The 23,316-nt window shown below is 60.9% G+C and carries 17 protein-coding genes; 5 read left to right on the top strand and 12 right to left on the bottom strand.

The genetic code is table 11. The features are described from left to right. The first annotated feature begins 21 nt into the window (after positions 1 to 21). Both accD and ACZ5C3_RS00390 read left to right on the top strand, forming a co-directional pair. On the top strand, positions 22 to 936 hold the full coding sequence (gene accD / locus ACZ5C3_RS00395) for an acetyl-CoA carboxylase, carboxyltransferase subunit beta (RefSeq protein ID WP_464044418.1): 915 nt from the start codon (positions 22 to 24) through the stop codon (positions 934 to 936). A gap of 95 nt (positions 937 to 1,031) precedes the next feature. Next, complete coding sequence (locus ACZ5C3_RS00390) at positions 1,032 to 2,276, top strand: bifunctional folylpolyglutamate synthase/dihydrofolate synthase (protein WP_464044807.1); 1,245 nt, start codon at positions 1,032 to 1,034, stop codon at positions 2,274 to 2,276. Positions 2,277 to 2,348: 72 nt separating this feature from the next. Here the strand turns inward: ACZ5C3_RS00390 and trxA are convergent, their stop codons facing one another. The 11 genes from trxA to ubiE form a co-directional block, all read right to left on the bottom strand. Further along, entirely contained in the window at positions 2,349 to 2,669 is a 321-nt protein-coding gene (gene trxA, locus ACZ5C3_RS00385) for a thioredoxin (protein WP_464034424.1), read from the bottom strand. A 207-nt stretch (positions 2,670 to 2,876) separates the two neighbouring features. Next, positions 2,877 to 6,380 carry a double-strand break repair helicase AddA gene (addA, locus tag ACZ5C3_RS00380; RefSeq protein WP_464044417.1) on the bottom strand — a complete coding sequence of 1,168 codons (3,504 nt, stop codon included), beginning with the start codon at positions 6,378 to 6,380 and terminating at the stop codon, positions 2,877 to 2,879. Continuing rightward, positions 6,377 to 9,547, bottom strand: a complete 3,171-nt coding sequence (gene addB / locus ACZ5C3_RS00375) for a double-strand break repair protein AddB (RefSeq protein WP_464034421.1) — start codon at positions 9,545 to 9,547, stop codon at positions 6,377 to 6,379. The genes addA and addB overlap by 4 nt, the downstream gene beginning before the upstream one ends. Positions 9,548 to 9,616: 69 nt before the next feature. After that, positions 9,617 to 10,339 (bottom strand): nucleotidyltransferase family protein, encoded by a 723-nt coding sequence (locus ACZ5C3_RS00370; protein WP_464034419.1) that lies wholly within the window; start codon positions 10,337 to 10,339, stop codon positions 9,617 to 9,619. Positions 10,340 to 10,509: 170 nt separating this feature from the next. After that, positions 10,510 to 10,830 carry a PilZ domain-containing protein gene (locus ACZ5C3_RS00365; protein ID WP_464034417.1) on the bottom strand — a complete coding sequence of 107 codons (321 nt, stop codon included), beginning with the start codon at positions 10,828 to 10,830 and terminating at the stop codon, positions 10,510 to 10,512. Between the two features lie 141 nt (positions 10,831 to 10,971). Continuing rightward, entirely contained in the window at positions 10,972 to 12,495 is a 1,524-nt protein-coding gene (tsaE, locus tag ACZ5C3_RS00360) for a tRNA (adenosine(37)-N6)-threonylcarbamoyltransferase complex ATPase subunit type 1 TsaE (RefSeq protein WP_464034415.1), read from the bottom strand. Beyond that, a complete protein-coding gene (locus ACZ5C3_RS00355; RefSeq protein ID WP_464034413.1) occupies positions 12,492 to 15,008 on the bottom strand; it encodes a PAS domain-containing sensor histidine kinase in 2,517 nt (838 codons plus the stop codon). The genes tsaE and ACZ5C3_RS00355 overlap by 4 nt, the downstream gene beginning before the upstream one ends. A 152-nt stretch (positions 15,009 to 15,160) precedes the next feature. Further along, on the bottom strand, positions 15,161 to 15,619 hold the full coding sequence (dut, locus tag ACZ5C3_RS00350; protein ID WP_464034411.1) for a dUTP diphosphatase: 459 nt from the start codon (positions 15,617 to 15,619) through the stop codon (positions 15,161 to 15,163). Next, positions 15,616 to 17,034: a bifunctional phosphopantothenoylcysteine decarboxylase/phosphopantothenate--cysteine ligase CoaBC gene (coaBC, locus tag ACZ5C3_RS00345; protein ID WP_464034410.1), complete on the bottom strand. Its 1,419-nt coding sequence runs from the start codon at positions 17,032 to 17,034 to the stop codon at positions 15,616 to 15,618. Before coaBC ends, dut begins: the two co-directional genes overlap by 4 nt. A 76-nt stretch (positions 17,035 to 17,110) precedes the next feature. Further along, complete coding sequence (ubiB, locus tag ACZ5C3_RS00340) at positions 17,111 to 18,682, bottom strand: 2-polyprenylphenol 6-hydroxylase (RefSeq protein WP_464034408.1); 1,572 nt, start codon at positions 18,680 to 18,682, stop codon at positions 17,111 to 17,113. After that, positions 18,679 to 19,440: a bifunctional demethylmenaquinone methyltransferase/2-methoxy-6-polyprenyl-1,4-benzoquinol methylase UbiE gene (gene ubiE / locus ACZ5C3_RS00335; RefSeq protein WP_464044416.1), complete on the bottom strand. Its 762-nt coding sequence runs from the start codon at positions 19,438 to 19,440 to the stop codon at positions 18,679 to 18,681. Before ubiE ends, ubiB begins: the two co-directional genes overlap by 4 nt. Before the next feature lie 152 nt (positions 19,441 to 19,592). Between ubiE and ACZ5C3_RS00330 the strand changes: the two genes are divergently transcribed. Next, entirely contained in the window at positions 19,593 to 19,967 is a 375-nt protein-coding gene (locus ACZ5C3_RS00330; RefSeq protein WP_464034407.1) for a glyoxalase superfamily protein, read from the top strand. A gap of 35 nt (positions 19,968 to 20,002) precedes the next feature. Continuing rightward, the gene (gene mutM, locus ACZ5C3_RS00325; protein WP_464034405.1) at positions 20,003 to 20,884 is read left to right on the top strand and encodes a bifunctional DNA-formamidopyrimidine glycosylase/DNA-(apurinic or apyrimidinic site) lyase; all 882 of its coding nucleotides are present in this window, start codon (positions 20,003 to 20,005) and stop codon (positions 20,882 to 20,884) included. A 67-nt stretch (positions 20,885 to 20,951) separates the two neighbouring features. On the opposite strand, the gene ACZ5C3_RS00320 is transcribed toward mutM, so the two are convergent. Beyond that, positions 20,952 to 22,313, bottom strand: coding sequence for a peptidoglycan-binding protein (locus ACZ5C3_RS00320; RefSeq protein ID WP_464044415.1), 1,362 nt, complete (start codon positions 22,311 to 22,313; stop codon positions 20,952 to 20,954). Positions 22,314 to 22,459: 146 nt separating this feature from the next. Here ACZ5C3_RS00320 and ACZ5C3_RS00315 point away from each other — a divergent pair, with 146 nt between their 5' ends. After that, positions 22,460 to 23,257, top strand: coding sequence for a HesA/MoeB/ThiF family protein (locus ACZ5C3_RS00315; protein ID WP_464034404.1), 798 nt, complete (start codon positions 22,460 to 22,462; stop codon positions 23,255 to 23,257). Positions 23,258 to 23,316 lie beyond the last annotated feature (59 nt).

Here is a 23,316-nt window from a genome sequence, read left to right as displayed (position 1 = left end):
GGGCGCGCATGGAGTTTAGACATGAACTGGTTGACCAACGTCGTCCGGCCGAAGATTCGCAGCATCCTGAAGCGAGAAACGCCGGAAAACCTCTGGATCAAATGTCCGGATTCCGGACAGCTGGTGTTCTACAAGGATGTCGAGCAGAACCAGTTCGTCATTCCCGGTTCGAACTATCACATGCGCATGGGCGCGGTGGCGCGGCTGAAGTCGATTTTCGACAATGAAACCTGGTTCGACGTGGCGTTGCCGGAGGTTGTTGCCGATCCGCTCAAATTTCGTGATGAGCGTAAGTACGTTGATCGCATCAAGGACGCCCGCACCAAAACTGGCCTGAACGACGCGGTGAAGGTTGGTTACGGCAAGCTCGAAGGCAATCCGGCCGTTGTCGCGGTTCAGGACTTCGATTTCATGGGTGGTTCGCTCGGCATGGCGGCGGGCGAAGCCGTCGTCAAAGGCCTCGAGCTTGCGGTCGAGAAGAAATCGCCATTCATCATCTTCGCCGCCTCAGGCGGCGCACGTATGCAGGAAGGCATTCTTTCGCTGATGCAGATGCCGCGCACGACGGTGGCCATTCAGATGCTGCGCGAAATTCAGCAGCCTTACATCGTTGTGCTGACGAATCCGACGACGGGCGGTGTTACTGCGTCTTACGCGATGCTGGGCGACGTGCAGATCGCCGAGCCAGGAGCACTGATTGGCTTCGCCGGTGCGCGCGTCATCGAACAGACGATCCGCGAGAAGCTGCCCGAAGGTTTCCAGCGTGCCGAATACCTGAAGGAGCACGGCATGGTGGACATGGTGGTGCACCGTCATGACCTGCGCGCCACTTTGGCGCGGCTCTGCCGTTTGTTGACCAAGACACCGGCGGCGGCAGGTTTTGCAGCGGCCCCGCCGCCAGTAATCGACGCGCCCGCGGCTGCGTCCCCCGCGTGACCTCGTCGCCCGCTCAATCGACGCCGTCCTACGACGACATTCTTGCGCGTCTCGCCTCGCTGCACCCCAAGCGTATCGATCTGACGCTTGATCGCATGTGGCGCATCCTTGAGCGTCTCGATCATCCGGAAAAAAGAATTCCGCCGGTCATTCAGGTTGCCGGCACCAATGGCAAAGGATCGACGGTCGCCTTCCTGCGAGCGATTCTGGAAGCGGCGGGCTTGCGGGTCCATGTGTATACATCGCCGCATCTCGTGCGCTTCAACGAGCGTTTTCGTCTCGGAAGGGTCGGCGGCGGAGTTCTCGTCACCGACGAAGAGCTGCGCGCGGCTCTAGATCACTGCGAGCGTGTGAATGGCGGCGAGACGATCACGATTTTTGAAATCGAGACCGCGGCGGCGTTTCATTTGTTCGCGGAACATCCGGCGGATGTGGTGTTGCTCGAAGTCGGCCTCGGTGGCCGTCTCGATGCAACCAACGTCATCGACAAGCCGCTGGCCAGCGTGATTACGCCGATCAGCATGGATCATCTGGAATTCCTCGGCGATACGCTGGGAAAAATTGCGGCTGAGAAGGCTGGGATCATCAAGCGCGGCGTGCCGGTGATCTGTGCTGAACAGGCCCCAGAAGCAGCCGACGTGATTGAGCAGAGCGCAAAGCGTGCGCGAGCCGAGCTTCATGCCGCGACGCAGCAGTGGCATGTCAACGTCGAGCATGGACGGCTGGTTTATCAGGACGAACGGGGATTGCTCGATCTCGTCCCGCCGCGGCTGTTCGGACGGCATCAATTCGACAATGCGGGGCTGGCGATTGCCACGTTGCGCGCGATCGACGCCTTCAAGATCGATTCTGCATCGTTTGAGCGTGGCATCGCGCGTGCGGAGTGGCCCGCGCGCATGCAGCGGCTTGCCGCTGGCGCGCTGGTGAGTGCAGGCCCGCCGGACGCGGAGATCTGGCTCGACGGCGGGCACAATCCCGATGGCGGACGGGTGGTGGCGGATGCGCTGGGCGATCTGGAAGAGCGTGTCCCGCGTCCGCTCGTCGTGATCGCGGGGATGATGGGCAACAAGGATGCGCAAGGCTTCCTCGCCAATTTCGCCGGTCTCACCCGGCACATCATCGCGGTGAAAATTCCCGGCGAGGACAACGCCATGCCGCTTGATACGCTGGCGGATGCCGCGCGCCAGCTTGGCATGCGTGTTGAAACCGCTGTCAGTGTCGAAGCCGCACTACAAGCGATTGCGAAGCTTGCCTACGAGGTGCCCCCTCGCATTCTCATCACCGGCTCGCTTTATCTTGCGGGTCATGTCCTGCGCGAGAACGGCACATATCCTCAATAGTGCCGGACCGCCTGCACAAAAAAAACGGCCAGCGTAAGCCGGCCGTTTTTCAAATCTCAAATCAAACGACGATTAAACAGCGCCGTTGATCCACTGCTGAAGCTTCTGCTTCGGCGCAGCGCCGACCTGACGCGAAGCCATCTCGCCGCCCTTGAAGATCATCAGGGTCGGGATCGACATCACGCCGTACTTCGACGCCGTCTTCGGGCTCTCGTCGACGTTGAGTTTAACGATCTTGACCTTGTCGCCCATTGCACCGGCGATTTCGTCAAGCGCGGGCGCAATCATGCGGCAGGGGCCGCACCACTCCGCCCAGAAATCGACGACGACTGGGCCGTCCGCCTTGAGAACTTCTGCATCGAAATCGGCGTCCGAAACCTTGCCCACACTCATGATCTGCCTCGTTGAATGGAAGAAGCGCGCCTTTGAAGAATCGCGCGCCCTGTAAAACGTAAGATCAACCTATGAACGCGGCCTTGCGGGGTCAAGGCTGGGTCACCGAGATGTGTTTTCATGCAAATGCATGCACATACGCCCAGAACATGGGTCAATTCAGCGAGTTAAGCTGAGTCCGGCAGCCGGGTTAGGCTGAATCGTGCCCTAAGAAATCAGCAATTGCAGCTCTGCGTCCAACGCGGCCGGTGGAATTTCCATCATCTGCGCTGTCTCGGTCCACAGCAATGCACAGCGGACGGATCGGGCTGGATAAAGATTTCTCAGCACGCGCCGGTAGAGCGCCAGCTGCCGGACATAGGCTTGGGGCGCGTCGGCGACCGCGAGCGGCGGGTTGTGGTTGGTCTTGTAATCGACGATCAACACCTCGCTCTCCGTCACCACCAGCCGGTCGACTTGGCCGGAGACCAGCGCTGGCGGCCTGCCGCGGCGTTCGATGCGCCCGGCAATGGAGACCTCCGCTCGGCTGCCAGGCGCAAACAGAGCCGCGAAGACCGGGTTTTCGATCAGCGTGATCACCTGCTGGAGGAGGGCGTCCCGTTCCGGCGCGTCAAACCAGTCTCTTGCATTCCGCTCCAGAAATGCCCTCGCGGCCTCTGCGCGCCGCTCGGAAGGGACATCCGGGAGCGATTGGAGCAGGCGGTGCGTGAAAGTTCCGCGCTTCAAGGCGCGTTCGCGAGCCCGCCGTGTTTCCTCGGTGACGACTGCGTGGGCATCACTGTCCGCGGAATCGGACGGACGCAGCAACAGGTCCGCAGGGGCTTCCGGTGGCGCGTGTTGGTCCAGCCACGTCGGCAAGGGTTCAGGCGGCGGATTGTCCTGGACGGACATGACGCCCGCTGGCGGCTCGATATCCTCAAGGCGCGAGTAGCGTTGCACCGGACCCGAGGCTGTCTGGATTTCCTGATGCTGCAGGTCGGAGGCGGATAGTCCTTTTGTGATTAGGTCGTACCAGGAGAGCTCGCGGACGGCATTGCGGTTGCCGGGCAGCACGCCGCCGACGATCAAGCGGTCGGCGGCGCGGGTCATGGCGACGTAAAGCAGGCGTCGATATTCGTCCTCGGTGTCGTCTTTCATCGCCGCACGGGCTGTCGCCACCGCCGGAGGATCGTCGGCCTTCCGTCCCGCCCAGAGGACAACGCCGGGAGCGTCAGGCGCCGCGTTGCCTTGCGGCATGCGGATCAGATTCATCCGCTGGGTGTCCGAAGGCGACGTCGTCGTGTCGACGAGAAACACGACAGAGGCCTCTAACCCCTTCGAGCCATGAACTGTCATGACGCGAACCTCGTCACGCGCGATTTCCATGTCGCGTTTGACTTCTGTGTCGGCGGCCCGCAGCCACGCCATGAAGCCCTGCAGCGAGGCCGGGGCCTTCTGCTCGTAGGTGAGCGCGAGTTCGAGAAACTCGTCCAGAGCGTCGTTGGCCTCCAGCCCCAACCGTCCCAGTATCCGCGCGCGCCCTTTGTCGCCGCCGAGCAGCCACGCGTAGAACGAGAACGGCGTCTGCTGCGTGAACCGCTTTTCGCAATCTTCGAGGCGGTTCAGGGCGAGCCGGAGCCTGTCGTTTTCTTTCGCGTGTTCGGCGAGTGCATCACGCAGCGAGCCTTTGCGGTTCGGCGCAATCTTGAGCAAGTCGTCGTCGTTGAGGCCGAACAGTGGGCTCTTCAGTGCCACCGCGAGCGCCAGATCGTCGCTTGGCAGTAACAACGCGTCGGCCAGATTCATCAGGTCGATAACCGCGATATGCTCGGTCAGTTTCAGCCGGTCGGCACCCGCAACAGGAATGCCTGCGTGCTTCAACGCTTGGATGATGGAGTCGAATGCTTTTCCACGCCGCCGCACCAGGATGAGCACATCGCCATAGCGCAGCCGCCGGCGTCGGTTCGCCGAGCCCGTCATGGTGCCCGCGTCGATCAGGGATCTGATTTCACCTTGAACCCGCTGGGCCAGTCTCACTTCCGGGCTGGTTTCGGAAACTGCATCGAAGGGCGCGTCCCAGCCCTCAATGGCCTCCCGCGTGTCCGGCTCTTCAAGTTTCCAGAGATCGACCAGCGCGGGTGCGGCGTCGCCAAGTGCATCGTGCACCGGGTAGGCGTTCTCCACGGCATGGATGCTTTTGTAGATGCCGGGTTCGCGGAACACGGAATCGACGGATTTCAGAATGGTCCAGCCCGAACGAAACGAATGTTTGAACGACACCGGCTCAAAGGCGAGGCCTGCGGCTTTGAAACGTCGCTCGATATCGCGGCGCCGTGAATCAAATTCGCGCGGCGCTGCACCCTGGAAAGAAAAGATCGACTGCTTTTCGTCACCAACGGCAAATATCGTGCGCGTAATTCCGTCGCGGGCACCCGCGCCGGACGTAAATTCCGACGTCAGCCGATCGATGATGTCCCATTGCCGCGGACTGGTGTCCTGAGCCTCGTCGATCAGGACGTGGTCGATGCCGCGATCAAGCTTGAAATGCACCCAGCCGGCCGACACGCTGTTGAGCAGGTCGTAGGTTTTGTCGATCAGGTCGTGATAGTCGAGCAGGCCGCGCTCCTGCTTCTCGCGGCGATAGTTCGTTGCGACGGCACTGGCGATCACGAGCAAAGCGTATGTGCGGTCACGCTGCATCACGGCGCGCCGCTTCGCATCCAGTTGTAGAATGCGCGTTTGCTCAGCGTCTAGCCGCGCAGCCAATGATGAATGCAATTTGCCGAGTGGCTTGGTCATCAGCGTCTTGCGCGGGCCGGTGACACCTTTCGAATCGGTGAGAAAAACATCGAGATAGGCATCGACCTGCGCGCTTCCGGTCAGCTCCCTGGCCGTCCGGAAGCGAATCGCCTGGCTAACGTCGGTTGAGCTTCCGCCATCGAACGCGGCGGCCACAGCCTGCCATTCGCTGCGAGGAAGATTGGGTCCATCCACGATATCGCGCTCGACATCCTCGATGCGCTCGTTGACATCGACACCAAGGGCAATCGCGACTTGGCCTATTGCGGTCTCGACGGTGCCTGCGCTGTCGGACCACGCCATGAAATGATCGCGACTGAGACACGCCTCACGTACGACGTCCTTGAACGTCACGTCAGCAGCTGTTGACATGGCGATCTGGAGCGCGCGACCGGCCGCGCTGTCCGGATTGGCCGATGCATCCAGCAACACCCCGAGGTTTGCCCGCTCCATCATGTCGTTCTGATCGCGATCGTCCAGCACCGAGAAACGCGCGGGCACGTTGGCCTCGAACGGAAACTGCTGCAGCAACCGCGTGCATAGAGCGTGGATCGTCTGCACCTTCAGCCCGCCTGGCGTTTCCAGCGCGGAGGCAAACAATCGGCGCGCGCGTAGGCGCATGGCCACGCCCGGCTTCGGCGCGCCGGTCGACACGATGGCGGCATCCAGCTCGTCATCCGACAGCGTCACCCAGTGCCCCAGCGTCGTGAACACCCGCTGCGCCATGTTGGCCGCCGCCGCCTTGGTGAAGGTGATACAGAGAATTTTCTCCGGCGGCACATCGTTGAGCAGCAGACGGATGACTCGGTTCACCAGAACGTGGGTTTTGCCCGAGCCAGCGTTAGCCGCGACAAAGGCGGATGCTTCGGGGTTCGAGGCGCGGGTCTGGGCATCGCGAACGGCGTTGGGAATGTTGAGGCGAGGACCGCTCATTCGTCGCCTCCACCGAGACCGCTGGCGGACCATTCCTTGATGCGTGCAAGATCGTCGTACACCCCGTAGCGGTTTGACCACATCGACAGGCTGAGCGAGCGATAGGGCTGCTCTACGTTTTCAAACTTTCGGATCAGCGTTGTAAGCTTGCGCAGGGCTTCATCTGCGGCGTCATCGGGCAATTGTGCTTCGTCGCTCTTGTTGATCCTGAGTTCGAGGATCTTTGATTCTCCCGGCGGATTGTTACCGCTGAGCCTGACATAGACGAGCTCGCTCACGGACGAGTCCGCGGGAATCGTCTCAAAGCCACCGTTGCGCAGAATAGCTGCTTCGAGGGTCAACTGCGGTGACAGGCCCATGCGCACCTGCTTGCCGGTCGGAGGCTGGCCGGTTTTGTAGTCGAGCACCGCGTAAGTGCGATCCGTCCGGCGCTCGATGCGGTCTGCCCGCGCGGACAACATGAATGTTCGGTCACCACTGAGGCGAATGGGAATCTCGCCGCGAATTTCGGCCTCAAGGCCGGTGACATTCAGTCGGCGATCAACTTCCCAACCGGCGAACCACGACGCGATACGCAGGAAGCGCGGCCACCACAGCGCGCGCGCTTCAGGGCGCTCCATCAAAGGCTCAAAGTATGTTGAGCCAATCTTGCGCAACGTGGCGGCGGTGTCGTCAGGCAAAGCGTTCGCAAACTGCTTGGTGAATTCGCCCAGGGCCTCGTGGATGGCCGAGCCACGATCTGCCGCTGTAAGCGGCATGTCCACCGGATCGAGCGGGGTGAGTTTCAAAATACGCTTTGCGTAGATCGTGTAAGGGTCACGCAGCCAGTCTTCGATTTCGGTGACGGACATCTTGGTTGGGCGCAGCGCAATCGGAGGCTTCGGCTCCGGCTGGGCGACGGGCTGGACCTGATGTGGTCGGTCGAGCTCGTCCGCGTATCGCGCATATTTCGCGCCGGTTTCATTCGCAGCGCTCCAGCGCTCCTTGCCCATGACCGCTTCGAGCCGGTGCAGGAAACGCGAGGCCACCGCCGGTGCGCCGCCAACTTTCGCCGCATGGGACAGAATCACTTCCTTCGCTCCCAACAGCTGCGAGAAGTCGTGCGCGGTCAGACCAATGCGGCGTTCCGGCAAATTCAAGCCAAGCTGATGCCGCATCGGGCGGCTGAGCCATGGATCGACGCGCGGCTGCGGCGGCCACACGCCTTCCACCAGTCCACCGAGGATGATGCGGTCACATTCGGTGAGACGTGCTTCGAGCAAACCGTAAATTCGCAACTGCGTCGCGGGCGATTGCGGCCAGCGTACAATCTGCTCGCCGAAAGCAGTCTGAAGCACCTCTGGGTAATCGCGGAGCTGAACCATGAGACCGCTCGCCGGTAAAGCTTCGCTTTCATCCGCGACGCCGAGCAACTCATCGAACGCGCGCGACAGTCCGTCGCCGTCGGCTTCTTCGAACGCCCATATGTTGTCTTTATCGTCGCGCGACAGCGCCATCAGCATCTGACGGTGGCGTGCCGCGAGGTCGGAGAAATCGCACGGCTTGCCGGTCTTGATCTCTTCGAGCGGCTTGAAAGCGTTTGCTAAACGCTCAATGAGTGTCTGCACGGCGGTAAGGCGGACATCAGTGAGCTGCACACGCGGCTCGGAAGCATGAAGCGTCGAGGTTTCCTTGCGGCGCAATTTAGCGAGTTCATCGCGGAAACGCGCGAAATCTCGTGCCAGCCCCGCACTGCCCGGCGCAGGCCGTGTTCCGCGCAACAGCGCTAACTCAATATCGGCAACTGCGGCCGCCCAGGCACCTTGTGAAGATCCAAGGCGAAACAGGGGATGCTTCAAGAGTGCGAGCAACGTCGCGGGCGCTAATCCGTCAGCGACCGTCTCTGCGGCGAGCCGCGCGAAAATTCCCGCGGGCGTGTCCATGAGCGAATCACCGCCCGAATCGTCGAATTCGAGATTCCAGCGTCCCAGCGCGGCCATCACGCGCCGTGCAAGCGTGCGATCCGGCGTCACGAGCGCTGCGGTAATATTCTGGTGGCGCGCCTCGCGCATGGCGACTGCGATTGCGAGCGCTTCCATCTCAGGATTAGCTGCTTCGATCACGACAAGGTCTTTGGACCCGTTGGCGATCTCCTGTGCGATGGTTTCGTCTTCGAGGCGCGTGTGCCAGAGCGCACTCGATGCAGCCGGCCGCATGGCTTCCGATGTCAGGGTCTCGCGACCATACGGTGCAGGCGAACCCAAGGTCACGACGTCGTCGCGTGTGATGCCGAACACGCGCGTGATCAAATTATGCAGCGCGAATTGCGGGTGGCTCCAGGCCAATGTGGAGAATGTCCCGTCAGCCGCTTCAGTGCCTCCGATGGATGCCCAAGCGGCGTCGTCAAGGCTGGTATCGAGACCGGGCAGAACGACAGCGCCTTGCGGCAACTTCGCAATCGAATGAAGGAATTTCGCCGTGGCGGGCATGGAGCCCGTGGAGCCGGCTGCGATCACAGGGCCTTTCGGATACGCGGCTAGCCTGGCGGCTTCTGCCGCAATCAGCCGGTCGCGCCGTATGGCCGGTTCGATTTTGCCGTGCGCGCCGAGGATGACGGGCCAAGTGTCCTTGGCGATGTTCAGGAACTGCAGCGTCAGCTGCCAGTAACGGTCAAGCTCGTCCGGCACGAGCCCATCAAGCGCTGTCCATGGAACATCGCGCGTGGCCATGTCGTCCATCAACCGCGCCAGATCGGTTGCGAGCGCCAGCATGGAAGCAGGGCCACCGGCGACAAGCGGCGAGGAGGCTGGATCGTGCGGCGACAACCGGGTCGCCCAGGCGGTCACGAGATTGGCCAGCACCAGACGCCGCTCGAGTCCGTCGAGCGCGGGCGGAATATCCAGCGTTGCCGATCCGCCCATCTCATCGGCCGCGAAGGCGAGTTCGTCCTCATCCACCGCGCCAAGCGCGACGATGCGTGGCAGCAGAACGGCGTCGGTATTCAGCACATCGAGGAAAATTTCGCGGGCCATGCGGCCGGCACGCCGAGTCGGCAGATACAGCGTAACGTCCGCGAGCCGGTCGGGATGCGCGCGCGCATCGAAGCCGTCAACCAGCTGGCCGTCGACAAGAGCTGCGATAATTGTGCGAAGAAACGGTGCCGATGACGGCACATTGAAAACGCGCATAAACGTCCCGATTCGTGATAGGGCGCATCATGGCATGCCGTTAACGGCAGAGGGAGTCGTGAGGGTCTGTTATGCGACGCTGGTGAGAAGGGCTTCTTCAGCGGCTTCTACGGCGTCCGGCGTGCCGACATGCATCCAGAGGCCGTCTATGCGAAGTCCGTACAGCCGTTCCCGCTCATTGACCTCATCGAAAATCTTGGTCAGCGAGAACTCACCCTTTGGTGCGTTGGAGAAAATTGCGGGCGACATGATGGCGACGCCGGCATAGACGAACGGCACAACATGATGCTCCTTGCGCTTACGCAAGGTTCCGTCGGTCTGCATGGCGTAATCGCCTGATCCCGTGTAGCCGGTGCTGAGAGCGGTTGGCGCCATCAGCAGCAGGATATCCATCTTTGCAGGATCAAAAGCCTCGGCGAGACGCAGCAGATTCGGCTGCACGCCATCAATCCACATGGTATCGGAATTCAAATGATAGAATGGCTCGCTGCCCAGCAGCGGCAGCGCCTTCACCACACCACCCCCGGTGCCGAGCACAACATCACGCTCGTCGGAGATGATCACCTGCGGCCGGGTGCGCTGAGCGACATGCTGCACAATTTGGTCGGGCAGATAATGCACGTTGACCACAGCCTTGCTCACTCCCGCATCGGCGAGGCGGTCGAGCACATGATCGAGCAAGGGCTTTCCACCGACGGATACCAACGGTTTTGGCATCTTTTCGGTCAAGGGCCGCATCCGCAGGCCGAGCCCGGCGGCGAGGATCATGGCGGTGGTTGGCTTGGTGGGCATCGTCGGGTGCGTCTCAGAGGCGGCTTCCGCAGCAGCCAGAAAGGTACTTCGGGAACCGGGTAAAAGTCGACGATACCATCCGCATTACGGGGGCACATCGGTACACTCAGGCAGTAATCGCACAATGTGACAGCGTTGCGACTCGCGCCAGACGCCTAAGTCTAACCGTGTCAGACTTCCACGATCTGTTGTGAGTTCGGGCGCTGTTTAGCTTTCTTCTTGTCGGATGGCTTGAGGAAGCTGACGCCGAGTTGTCCACCATTCACCCAGGACAGCTCGCAGCGGCGATAGGCCAGTCCGGTCGATGACAGAAGCAGGAAAAATTCCTTGAGATTCAGACCTTCAACCGAGCCGTCGACCGTGAGCTTGGCACCGGTTTCGGAAACGTCCTCTACCAGGCAGTTGCGGCGCCATGTGCCGTCAATGCCCATCAAGGACGCCGCGAAACCACGTTCGAACACTACGCGGTCGCCTCGTTGCCGTTCAGCCATGGGTCGCTACTCCGTTCAGTCTCAGGCCGATCGCGCCGTGCTGCATCAGGATTGCGCACAGACGCAGATGATCACCTCTAAAGTAGCGACGAGGTGGCTAACAACCGGTAAACCTTGAGCTTTAAACTGTAGCGATTTCAATCAGACGCCCGGCGGCGGGACATGGGCCGTGCACCAGTCGCGGTACGCCGCCAGACTCGGATGGGCGAGCGCCCGATTGAGGTAGGTCCAAACTCTCGGCTGGTGCTTCAGGTACTGCGGTTTGTTGTCGCGCCGGTTCAGGCGCGCGAAGGTGCCGAGCAGCCGCGTGTTCCGCTGGGCCGACATGATCGCGTATTCTTCCGCAAAAGCGGCCGGATTGAAGTGCAGGTCAGCGGTGCGCCGCTTCCGCGCATAATGCGCCAGCATCGGAATTTCGATGTCCTCGGGGACGTCAATCCGCGCGTCCTGAAGCAGCGAGACCAGATCGTAGGCGGGTGGGCCGAGGACCGCATCCTGAAAATCGAGAATGCCGACACGGCTGATGTCTCTGCGCTGCCCGAGCCAGATCAGATTGGGCGAATGGAAGTCGCGCAGCATCCATGTCTTGCCCGTGGTGGCGAGCTTCTCGAAAAGCTCATCCCACAGTTGAACGAATTCGATCCGCATCTCGTCCGTCACCGTCACGCCTTTATCTGGAAGATACCATTCCAGCATCAAACCGACTTCGATCAGCATCGCGTTGTCGTCGAAAGGGGGCACGCGGTAATCGAGATGTGGCGCAAGCGACAGCGTCTCCGGCAGCGGATTGCGGTGCAGCGCTGCCAACATATCGACGGCGGCCTGATAGCGTTCGGCGATCGGTGTGGGGGGATCGCCCGCGACAAAGCTGGCGCGGCCGAAATCTTCGGTGATCAAAAACCCTTCATCGATGTCCGCGTGCAGGATCGCAGGCGTGGAATAGCCGCGCTCGCGCAATCCGTTGGCGATAGCGACGAACGGTTTGACGTCTTCGGCAAGATGAACCGCTGCGCTGTAGGATTTGCCGTTATAAATTGGCGCGCCGTCTGGGCGTCGCGGCGAATTCATCAGAATAGTTGAGTGGTTGCCTTTGAGCAGCCGCGCGTAGGATCGCGTCGAGGCGTCGCCCGGCATGCGTTGCCGTCTCGCGTCCTCGTTCCCCGAAAGGTTCAGCAAATTGTGCAATGCTGCGAGGCGCCGCACTTTTGTGACGCCATCGCCATAGCCACGAAACTCTGCGGCTCGCGCATGACTGCCGACCAAGGGCCGGTGACTAAAAGTAATGTCGATCCTGTTGATTGGCAGTAGATCCGGCGCGCGTTCCGGCCATTCGATCAGGGCCACAACGCCGTCCGGCAGGGGCGAAAGTCCGATTTCTTCAAGCTCGCTCGGATCAGTGACACGATAAAGGTCTGCGTGCAGGATTTGAAAGGCTGGAAGATCGTAAGCCTGTGCCAACGTGAATGTGGGACTCGGCACCTCAAGGTCTTCATCGCCGGCCACATAGCGGATCAGTGCGCGGGCAGCGGCTGTCTTGCCTGCCCCGAGATCGCCCGACAGGGTCACTGTATCGCCAGCGCTGAGCAGCAGCGCCAGATCCTCCATCAGATGCGCGGTCGCGGTTTCATTCGCCAGCGCAACGGAGAATGTCGGATCTTCGTTCATTCAGCGGCGTTGCGGTGGGCGGTTTGGTCGATCGGGAATTCGCAAGTCACAGTCGTGCCTTTTCCGACGATGGAATCGACGTGGACCCTGCCGCCATGCAATTCGACAAAGGAGCGGACAAGCGACAGGCCCAGACCGGCGCCGCGATGACGTGAGCCGTTGGCATGACTTTCGAACCAGTCGAACACCTTGTCCTTGACACCTTCTGGAATGCCGGGACCGGAATCTGACACCGAGAACACCACACTGCCGCCGGTGAGGTGGGCGCGCAATCTGATGGTGCTCTGTGCGGGCGAGAAGCCGACGGCGTTGGCGAGCAGATTATAGAGCACCTGAACGATGCGTCGTTCATCCGCGATGAAATCGTGAATCGCCGGATCGATATCGACATCAAGGCGGATGTGTTCGTTGGCCAGGCGATCCTGAATGCCGGCGGTGGCCTCGGTCACGGTCTTCTTTACATCGACCGGTCCGAGGTTGAGCGTCATCGCGCCAGCATCGATGGTCGCAAGATCAAGGATGTTGTTGATGATGGCGAGCAGCGCGTTGGTCGAAGAAGTGATGTAGCTGAGATATTCGCTTTGCTTGTACGTCAGCGGGCCAGTGGTCGGGTCGCTCAGGAAGTGTGCAAAGCCGATGATCGTGGTGAGCGGGGAACGCAGTTCGTACGACACGTGATGAACGAAATCGATCTTCATCTGGTCGGCTGTTTCCAGCGCCTCGTTGCGTTCACGCAGGGCTCGTTCGACGTTGACCGTGTCCGTGACGTCCTGGAATGTGAGCATGGTCGCGCCATCAGGCAGCGGCATCGTCATGCAATCCAGCACGCTGCCGTCCTTGCGCTCGATCTTGAGCGGCACCGAGCCACGGTCATCGATACCGGTGATCGCGGCGCGTAGCGTCTGCCAGGTGGCATCGTCATCGAACAGCGGGCGGCACCATTGTTCGATGGTCTCGATATGCGGCTGCTGGGCGAGTGCGTCGGGAGATAGTCTCCACATCCGTGCAAATGGCGGGTTGAAGAGCTGCGCGCGGCCGTTGCTGCCGAACACCGCTACGGCCTCGGCAAGATTGTCCAGCGTCTCGCGCTGGACGCGCATCAAGCCATCGTTCTGCCGTGCCAGCTTGAGGCTTTCAGTGACATCGTCAAACAGATAGGTGACGCCGCCTTCGGGATTGGGTGTGGTAACGACGCTCAGTGCGCGGCCGTCAGGGAGATACCACGTATCCTTTGCCGGCTCGATGGCGCGGTAGGCCTCGAACAACTTGTTCTTCCAGGCGCGGAAATCGGGCTGCTCGGGAATCTTGCGCGTGACGCGCAGCTTGTCGAGCACGCTCGAGTCGTCAGGATTGTTATCGAGGAACGCGCGATCGAGATCCCAAAGCCTGCGATACGAGTCGTTGTAGAACGTCAGCCGCCGTTGCGCATCGAAGACTGCCACGCCCGATGACAATTGATCGAGCATGCGGCGATGTGCGTCCGCCATCTGGTTCAATGCGGCGCGAAGCTGGGTAGCTTCGGTGGCATCAATGGCAATTCCAGCTTGTCCGCCCGGGATATTCAGCGCCTGAATGTCGAAGATACGCCGCTGGCCGCCTGTGACGATCGGAACGCGCGCGGCAAATCCGTCTTTCTCCGCCAGCGTCTGCGCCATGATCTCGCGATCTTCGCGGTCGAGCAGTTCGAGATTGCGATCGATCGCGTCGGCGGCGGAGGCTGCGTCTGCAGCCTGTGCGTAGGCCGCGTTGGCGTAGCTGAGCGTCCCATTGCTGCGCCTTGCCCACAGGGGGAATGGCGCTGCTCCAGCAAAGGCGCGAAGCGCACCCGTTTCTTCCGTCAGGTGATTGTACCGGATGCCGAGATCGGCGAGTTCCATTCGGACTCCCGATAGTTCGCGAATCCGGACAATCGCCTGCCCGCCGATGGCGCGGCCCATCGCCTCGATTGTGCGACCCGTTGCGGTGGTGAGATTGAGTTGAAAGCCTTCGCCTGTCTCACGCAGCGCATCGACAGCATGATCCATTTCAAGCGCCTGTTCAGGCAGCAGCCAGCTTCCGAACGCGAGAATGCGTTGCGGCTGCTCGACGCCTTGCGGCAGCACAAGTGCAATATCGCCGCTGATATCGGGACGATCATCACCTGCTGCCCACGAGATCAGGATCTGAGGTTCGGCGAACAGGAGGGCGCGGAACCGATCCGCCTCCAGTTGCAGGGCTTGATTGTCGGACCGGAGTTTGGCCTCGGTGCGGGCGGCACCGACGCGCGTCCGCATCAATAGGATGGCCGCGACGACGGAGAATCCCAGCACGGCCGTTGCTGTGATCAGTGCAGCAAGCTCTTGCCGGTTAAGATCTGCGAAAATGGAAAGCGTGGTGTTGAGGAAATCATGCTCAGCCGCGAGCGCCGGCGTAACGCCGGGCAATATCGAAGCGCTCAAGGCAACGAGGCCCCCGCGCACAATCGAGGTGCACGACAGCAAGCTCCGCCGCATCCTCCCGATCACGCCTGACATGATCAATCCCAACCGCCGGTCACGAATCGAACGACAATACCCCCGACAGGACTCGTCGGGTAAGAGTCCAGACCGTGAACGTGAATCTGGCTGCGAAATAATGACTTTCGCGGACGATCGTTGCGCTGATTCGCGGCGATGACGTGATGAGATTATCGCCCGGTCGAGCCAAAGCCGCCGCTACCACGAGCAGTGGACGGCAACGACTCGACACCTACCAGATTTGCCTGTGTGACGGGTGCGATGACCATCTGAGCTACTCGCTCACCGCGCCGGATCGTAAACGTGGCGTCGCCATGATTGATCAAAAGCACACCAACTTCGCCGCGGTAGTCCGCATCCACAGTGCCAGGTGCGTTGAGCACCGTCACGCCATGCTTGAGAGCGAGGCCCGAGCGTGGCCGCACCTGTGCCTCAAATCCGGGAGGGACCGCGATCATCAGCCCGGTCGGAATCAGAGCGCGCTGCCCGGGCGTCAGAGTCACCGGCTTGTCTTCAGCGACTGCAGCGAGCAGGTCCAGTCCGGCAGCATGCGCAGTTTGATAGGCCGGCAATTCAAGACCTTCGCTGTGAGGCAGTCGTTGAACATCGATGGTGATGGCGTTCGTCATACGGGCTGTTGTCCTACGGTCTGAGCAATCTTCGCGACCAATGCGATGGCGACCTCATCCTTCGTCATCACCGGCCACGAATCGATTTTGTCATGGGTGACGATATGCACGGTATTGCGGTCACCGCCCATCACGCCGGTGGCGGGTGATACGTCATTGGCGACGATCCAGTCGCTACCTTTGCGCTTGAGCTTTGCTGTCGCGTTATCGATCAAGTGCTCGGTCTCTGCGGCAAAACCGACAACGAGTGTTGGGCGATTTTGCTTGAGTTGAGCGATCGTGGCGAGGATGTCGGGATTCTCGACCAACTGCAGCGGCGGCATGCCCGCTGAGGTCTTCTTGATTTTCTGTTCGCCGGCATTCGCGACTCGCCAGTCGGCGACAGCAGCGGCAAAAATCGCGACGTCAGCCGGCAACGCCTTTTCAACTTGCGTCAGCATGTCGCGTGCGGATTCCACACGCATGACCCGCACGCCAGAGGGATCATCGAGATCGACCGGGCCAGAGATAAGCGTGACCTCCGCGCCGGCATCGGCAGCAGCGGCTGCGATGGCATAGCCTTGTTTCCCCGAAGATCGATTGGCGATGTAACGCACGGGATCGATCGGTTCGTGGGTCGGCCCTGCGGTCACCAGAACTTTGATGCCCGCGAGTGGTTGCGGGCGTGGCGGGCGCAACATCTCGTTTGCGGCGACGGCGATTTCAGTCGGCTCGGACATGCGGCCGACGCCGGCCTCGTTGGCTTCCGCCATTTCTCCCGAATTCGGACCGATGAACTTCACACCGTCGCGGGCGAGTTGGGCCACGTTGCGCTTCGTCGCCGCATTCGCCCACATCAATGGATTCATCGCTGGGGCGACCAGGATCGGGCGATTGGTGGCCAGCAGAATGGCGGTGGCGAGGTCGTCGGCGTGGCCCTGCGCCATTTTGGCCATCAGGTCCGCGGTGGCAGGCGCGACAACGATCAAATCAGTATCGCGGGCGAGACGAATGTGACCGGCGTCAAATTCGCTCTGAGCGTCGAACAGGTCCGTGTAGCAGCGCTCGTCAGCTAGCGCGCTGGCAGTCAGTGGCGTCACGAATTGCTGGGCTGCACGGGTCATCACGCAGCGGACGTGCATACCGCGCTCTTTCAGACGTCGGATCAGGTCGAGTGTTTTGTAGGCGGCGATGCCGCCACCGATGATCAGCGTCACGCGCGGAAGCGTCGGCTTTGTTCCGTTGCGGTGGCTAACGGGTGAAGGGGATGCGCTTGCGAACGGGACAGTGGGTGCGGCTAAGGGCGCAGGAGCTTCCGCCGCCTCGCGCAGGATCATCCGGACCTCATCCTCGACCGAACGGCCGTTTTGGGCCGCGCGCAGCCGCAAGCTGGCTTTGAGGGCCTCATCAAGCTTCCGGACGGTCAGGCTGGCCATCGGTATTCTCCGGTGCATTCCGTTGACCGATAATACCTTATGATATCATTGCAATCAAATCATGACTGCAATGATATCAATTCCGAATGCTCCAGAGAATTCCAATGAATGTCAGGGCGATGACCCAGAGAGCCGCAGTCTGCAAGCGATTGCGCTTGGCCTCAGCGGCGCCGATCGCGGCCACCGTCTGGGGTGACAAGACCAAGCCGTCGCGGGTCATGGTCTCGAACTGCTCCAGCACCGCCACGGAGCGAGCTGCAATGGATGGCAGGCCTGAGAGCACCCGGCCCAGCGCGCCGGCGCCGTGCACCGCGCCCTCGATCTTACCGAGCGGACCGAGATTGCGTTCGATCCATTCACGCACCACAGGGTCGGCGGTGGTCCAGATATCGAGCTTAGGATCGAAGCCGCGCGCGACGCCTTCGACCACCACCATGGTTTTTTGCAGCAAGATCAGTTCGGGCCGGGTGCGCATATCGAACAGCCCGGTCACCTCGAGCAGCAGCGACAGCAATTTCGCCATCGAGATTTCATCAGCCGCCCGGTTATGAATTGGTTCGCCGATCGCACGAATAGCCTGTGCGAAATTTTCGACCGAATGATGCGCAGGCACATAGCCCGCTTCAAAGTGCACTTCGGCGACCCGGCGATAATTCCGCGTGATGAAGCCCAGCAAAATCTCGGCGAGGAATTGTCGCTCCTTGAGACCGAGCCTCCCCATGATACCGAAATCGACCGCCACAAGCCGTCCGGAATCGTCGACAAACAAATTGCCGGGGTGCATGTCGGCGTGAAAGAAGCCGTCCCGCAGCGCATGGCGCAGGAAATTCTGGATCACCTTGCGGCCGAGATCGGGCAGGTCGACATGGGTGGCTTCGAGCTTCTTGCGGTCGTTCAGCGCGATGCCGTCGATCCACTCCAACGTCAGCACGTGATGCGTGGTGCGATCCCAGTCCACCGTCGGCACGCGAAATTCACGGTCGTCGTGGGTATTTTCCGCCATCTCGGAGAGCGCGGCAGCTTCGAGCCGCAGATCCATCTCCATCGCCACCGAGCGCGACAGCGTTTCGACGATTTCGACAAAGCGCAATCGTCTGGCTTCCGAAAACAGTGCTTCCGCGTGGCGGGCCGCAAATAGCAGCGAGCTGAGGTCGTGCTGGAAGCGGCTGTTGACGTTGGGCCGCAGCACCTTCACGGCAACCGTCTTGCGAACGCCGTCTTTCTCGATCTCGGCGCGATGCACCTGTGCAATCGATGCCGCGGCAACTGACGGACCAAAACTCGCAAACACCTGCGATACAGGCTTGTCGAACGCTGCCGTCACCACAGCTTCCGCCTGCGCCTGAGGGAACGGCGGCAGGCGATCCTGAAGATTTTCGAGGTCCTGCGCCATCGCGACCCCGACCACGTCGGGGCGGGTGGCGAGGAACTGGCCGAGTTTCACGTAAGTCGGGCCAAGGCGTGTCAGTGCGCGCGAGAGGCGGCCGCTGGTGGCGGCGCCACGCCGTTCGATCAGCCGCGCGATGCGAACGGCGAATTGTGCCTGCGGTGGCAGCGTTGAAGGATCGGCAAAACCGAACACGCCCTCGCGTGCGAACACGTAGAGAGCGCGTGTCAGCCGCGCAGTGTGAATGAGCGCGGAGATCACAAACGCCAGCCTGAATGCAGCGCGACGATGCCGCCGGACATGATGTCGTATTTGACGCGAGAGAATCCGGCCTCGCGGATCATGTCCGCAAATGCGTTGGGCCTCGGAAATTGCCGGATCGATTCGACGAGATAGCGATAGGATTCGGCGTCGCCCGTCACCGCGCGGCCCATCTGCGGAATAACGTTGAAGGAGAACAGGTCATAAATCTTGTCGAGGCCGGGCACATCAACGGACGAGAATTCCAGGCACAGGAAGCGCGATCCGGGCTTCAGCACGCGATAGGCTTCTTTAAGCGCTAGCGGGATGCGCGGCACATTGCGAATGCCGAATGCAATGGTGTAGGCGTCGAAACTCTTGTCGGAAAACGCAAGCGTCTCAGCGTTGCCCTCGACGAACGACACGCGGTCGTCGAGATGCTGTGCCTGCGCACGTTCACGTCCGACCGCCAGCATCTCGGCGTTGATGTCGCAGACCGTGGCATGGAAGCCGTAGCCGGATGCCTTGGCGGCACGGAAGGAGATATCTCCGGTCCCGCCGGCCACGTCGAGCAGCGCAAAGGGCGCATCATCCCGCGGGGGATTGAGCGCGGTGATCATCGCTTCTTTCCAGAGCCGATGCATTCCGCCCGACATCAGGTCGTTCATCAAATCGTAGCGTCTGGCCACGCTGTGAAACACGTCGTTCACCAGCGTCTGCTTCTCGCCGAGATTCACGTCCCGGAAGCCAAAATGCGTCGTTCCGTCAGGCCGTTCCATGCTGTGTCGATTCCAAAAGCGCTTTTGCGGCGGGACCATAGCCTGTCGCGCCGTGACGCGCTACATACCTTGCCGCTGCACGCGATCCGGGCCCCGGATGGCGTCAAGGTTAACGCGACAAATCGTCAGCCGGTTGCCTGAAGGAATCGCCGATGCCCATCGAGTTCAGCCGTGTCATCCCGACCTTCCGGATATTCGATGTCCGCAAGGCACGCGAGTTTTATCTGGATTACCTCGGCTTCACGGTCGATTTCGAGCACCGGTTCGAGCCCGAGCTGCCGCTGTTCATGCAGGTGTCGCGTAGCGGCGCCCGGCTTTTCCTGAGCGAGCATCACGGTGCCGGTTCGCCGGGTATTCATGTTAACATCGAGACGACGGGTTTGGCCGAATATCACGCCGAGCTGGCGGCCAAGGGCTACAACTACATGCGGCCGGGTCTCGAAGAGCAGCCTTGGGGCGCCACGACCATGACCGTGTACGATCCGTTTTCCAATCACATCATTTTCAGCGAAACGTCCAAGAGCTAAGAGCTAAGGGCGGATCGTGACATCAAGGATAGTCGATGCCTGAGTTACCCGAGGTTGAAACCGTGCGCCGCGGGTTGCAGCCGGTGATGGAAGGCGTGCGCATTGCCCGCGTCGAGACACGGCGTGGCGATCTGCGCTTTCCGTTTCAAAAGGACTTCACGTCACGACTTGATGGCATGCTCGTCACGAGCCTTGGCCGGCGCGCGAAATATCTCATGGCCGACCTTGAGACCGGCGACGTTCTGCTGATGCACCTTGGCATGTCGGGATCGTTTCGTGTGGCGCTCGCTACCGGCGAGACCGCGCCGGGTGAATTTCATTATCCGCGCAGCGAAGATCGCACCCACGATCATGTGGTGTTTCACATGGCGTCGGGGGCAACCGTGTCTTTCAACGACCCGCGCCGCTTCGGTTATATGAAGGTCATTCCGCGCATTGAGGTAGACACAGAGCCGCTGTTGCGCGGCCTTGGACCGGAGCCGCTGGGAAATGAGTTTGATGCCGCAATGCTGGCCCGCGCGTGCGCGGGCAAGAAAACCTCGCTGAAGGCGGCGTTGCTCGACCAGCGCGTGGTAGCAGGTCTCGGCAATATCTATGTCTGCGAAGCACTGTTCCGCGCGCATCTGTCGCCGAAGCGGCAGGCGTCGACCCTGGCGACAAAAAACGGAGAGCCAACGGATCATGCAAAGCGTTTAGTGTCCGCCATCCATTCAGTGCTGAACGCTGCGATCAAGGCGGGTGGTTCGTCACTGCGCGATCACCGCCAGACTGACGGTGAACTCGGCTATTTCCAGCATTCGTTTCAGGTGTACGACCGCGAGGGCGAGCCGTGCAAAACGTCAAAGTGCAGCGGTATCGTCAAGCGCTTCACGCAGAACGGTCGCTCGACGTTCTGGTGCCCCAAGTGTCAAAAGTGAAGTGCCAGAAGTAACACGACAAAAGTGAAGTATCGGAAGTGAAAATCGGGAATGGATTTTCCGATCGTCACTTCCTGATACAGATCACCCGCAACAGCGACGCCTTTGCATCGGTCTGACCTGATGGCACAGGGACATCGTTGGCCTTCAGAAATTTCTGAACAGTATCGGCCGACACCAGCAGTGCCTGCGCCGGCAATGGTCCGCTGTTGGGTCCGGCAACCACCGCGGGCTTCAGCCGCGTGATACCGGCAAACTTCCCGTCACTGTCGATGGCAGCCGCGCCGGAGAATCCAAGGCCCGGCTCGGGCGACAGGGTGATATCCGTCCCCACTGGCGTGATCGTCGCGGCATGACTTGCGGCGGCCGAACGTCCGGCCTGGTTTTGCGGGTCGGCGATCCCAACGATGCTGACATTCGGCTTGGCTGCACCACCGTTCGCCAGCCCTAGAGGTTTCAAATCGCTGACGCCGTAGATATGAATCAGCGCGAGTTCGCTGTCCTTGTCATCGGCGATGCGCGCTGCATTCCCATACGTGGGTACGATGATGGTATCGCAGGCTTCCGTGGCCTGACGGTCCACCAGGATAGCGCCGTCTGCGCTGACAATGATGCCGGTTGAATATTCGACCTTTTTGCGCGGCGGCGGTGCTTGTGCGACCAGAATCGGGAACGGATTGAATGCACTCGACATCGCCACGGTAACTGGCGTCATGGTGCCTTCGGTGGCCTGATCGTACTGAACGGTCAGGATACGGACTTCGTCGTTCTTGGTCTGGCCGCGAATGTAGAACTTCTTCTGTCCTTGGGTGCCTGCGAGCACGAAGAAATCTGGTTTGACCACGTTGTAGGTGACTTTGCGGTCCGTGACTTTCTTTTCCTTGTCGGCCACGGTTGCGGTGGTGGCGCCAGCTTCCTTGCGCCGCGCCAACTCGACCTGAATGGCGCCGGTGGTGGACGACCACTTGGTGCCGTTGACGTCGCTGACCACTTGCGGCAGCAACTTCATGGGCAGTCCGAGCCGCGAGCCGGTCAGCGAATCCGTGATGACTGTCCAGCCGACATTGTCCCGCAGCTTCTTGGCCTCGGATGTCAGGGTGCTGCGCTCCTGCGGCGTTAGCGTCCCGGTGTCCTTGGCCTTGTGATGTTTCTGGAATGTCTTGATCGCGGTGACCAGACGGTCGCTCGCCTCGCCATTGATCGCACCGTTATAGAGGTTAATCCATGCCAGATCGGACTGGATCGATAGCCGCTCGCCCTGCTCCTTCGCCTTGGTGGCGGCATCTGGCGCCGGTGTCGTCCCGTCAGGGCGGATCGGCACGGTTGCGACCGGCTTGGGCTTGATATCCGACGGTTTTGACGGACTTTGCGCGGCCGCAGGACCGAGTATGGCGGTCATCATCAATGCTGTGGAGAACGGCAATTTCATGATTAATCTCATAGCGAAGAATAACGACAGTATAAGCACAGAGGGTTTGTCCGCGACAATCGCGAGATGGTTCGATTGGGGCGACTAGAATCAACGAATACGCGGGGTGCAAGGCCACGCGGAAACGACAGACGGGTGATATTCGCATGCTGACATCCGAGGAACTGGAGCGCTACGCGCGCCATATCGTTATGCGCGAGGTCGGCGGTCCCGGTCAGGCGGCGCTGAAGGCCGCGCGCGTGCTGGTGATCGGTGCGGGTGGTCTCGGCGCGCCGTCGCTGATGTATCTCGCAGCGGCCGGGGTCGGGACTGTCGGGGTCGTCGATGATGACACAGTGTCGCTGTCGAATTTGCAGCGGCAGATCATTCATGCGACGCCGGACATCGGACGCCCAAAGGTGGACAGCGCAGCTGACAAGATTTTGGCGCTGAATCCGCATGTCACGCTCCGCACCCACGCCACGCGTCTCAACGCGTTAAACGCACTCGAGATCATCAGCAATTATGACGTTGTTCTCGATGGGTCGGACAACTTCACCACGCGCTATCTGGTATCTGACGCCTGCTTCCTGACGAAGAAGACTCTGGTCGCAGGCGCTCTGGGTGTATTCGACGCATCGCTGACGACAATCCGCAGTGGTGCGGCGGACGATGGAAAACTCTATCCGACCTACAGATGCTTGTTCCCGGAAGCGCCGCCGCCGGGCACCACGCCGACATGCGAGGAAGCCGGAGTGCTCGGTGCGCTCGCGGGCGTGCTGGGCTCGATGATGGCGCTGGAAGCGATTCGCGAGATCGTCGGGTTCGGCGAAAGCCTCGCCGGCCGCCTGCTGATGATCGATGCCCGCGCCATGCGGTTCGAAACGCTGCGTTACGCCCGCGATCCATCAAATCCATTGAATGGCGACAATCCCACTATCAGGGATCTCAGCGGGCACAAGTAATTGTGCCCGCCTTCGTAAGGGCAGAAAAAACTCCGCACGAAGTAATCCATCACCGGGAT

Source organism: Afipia dichlorophenoxyacetatis, from assembly GCF_055386385.1.
Note: the sequence above shows the minus strand (reverse complement) of the source record. Positions and strands in the feature narration are given on the sequence as shown.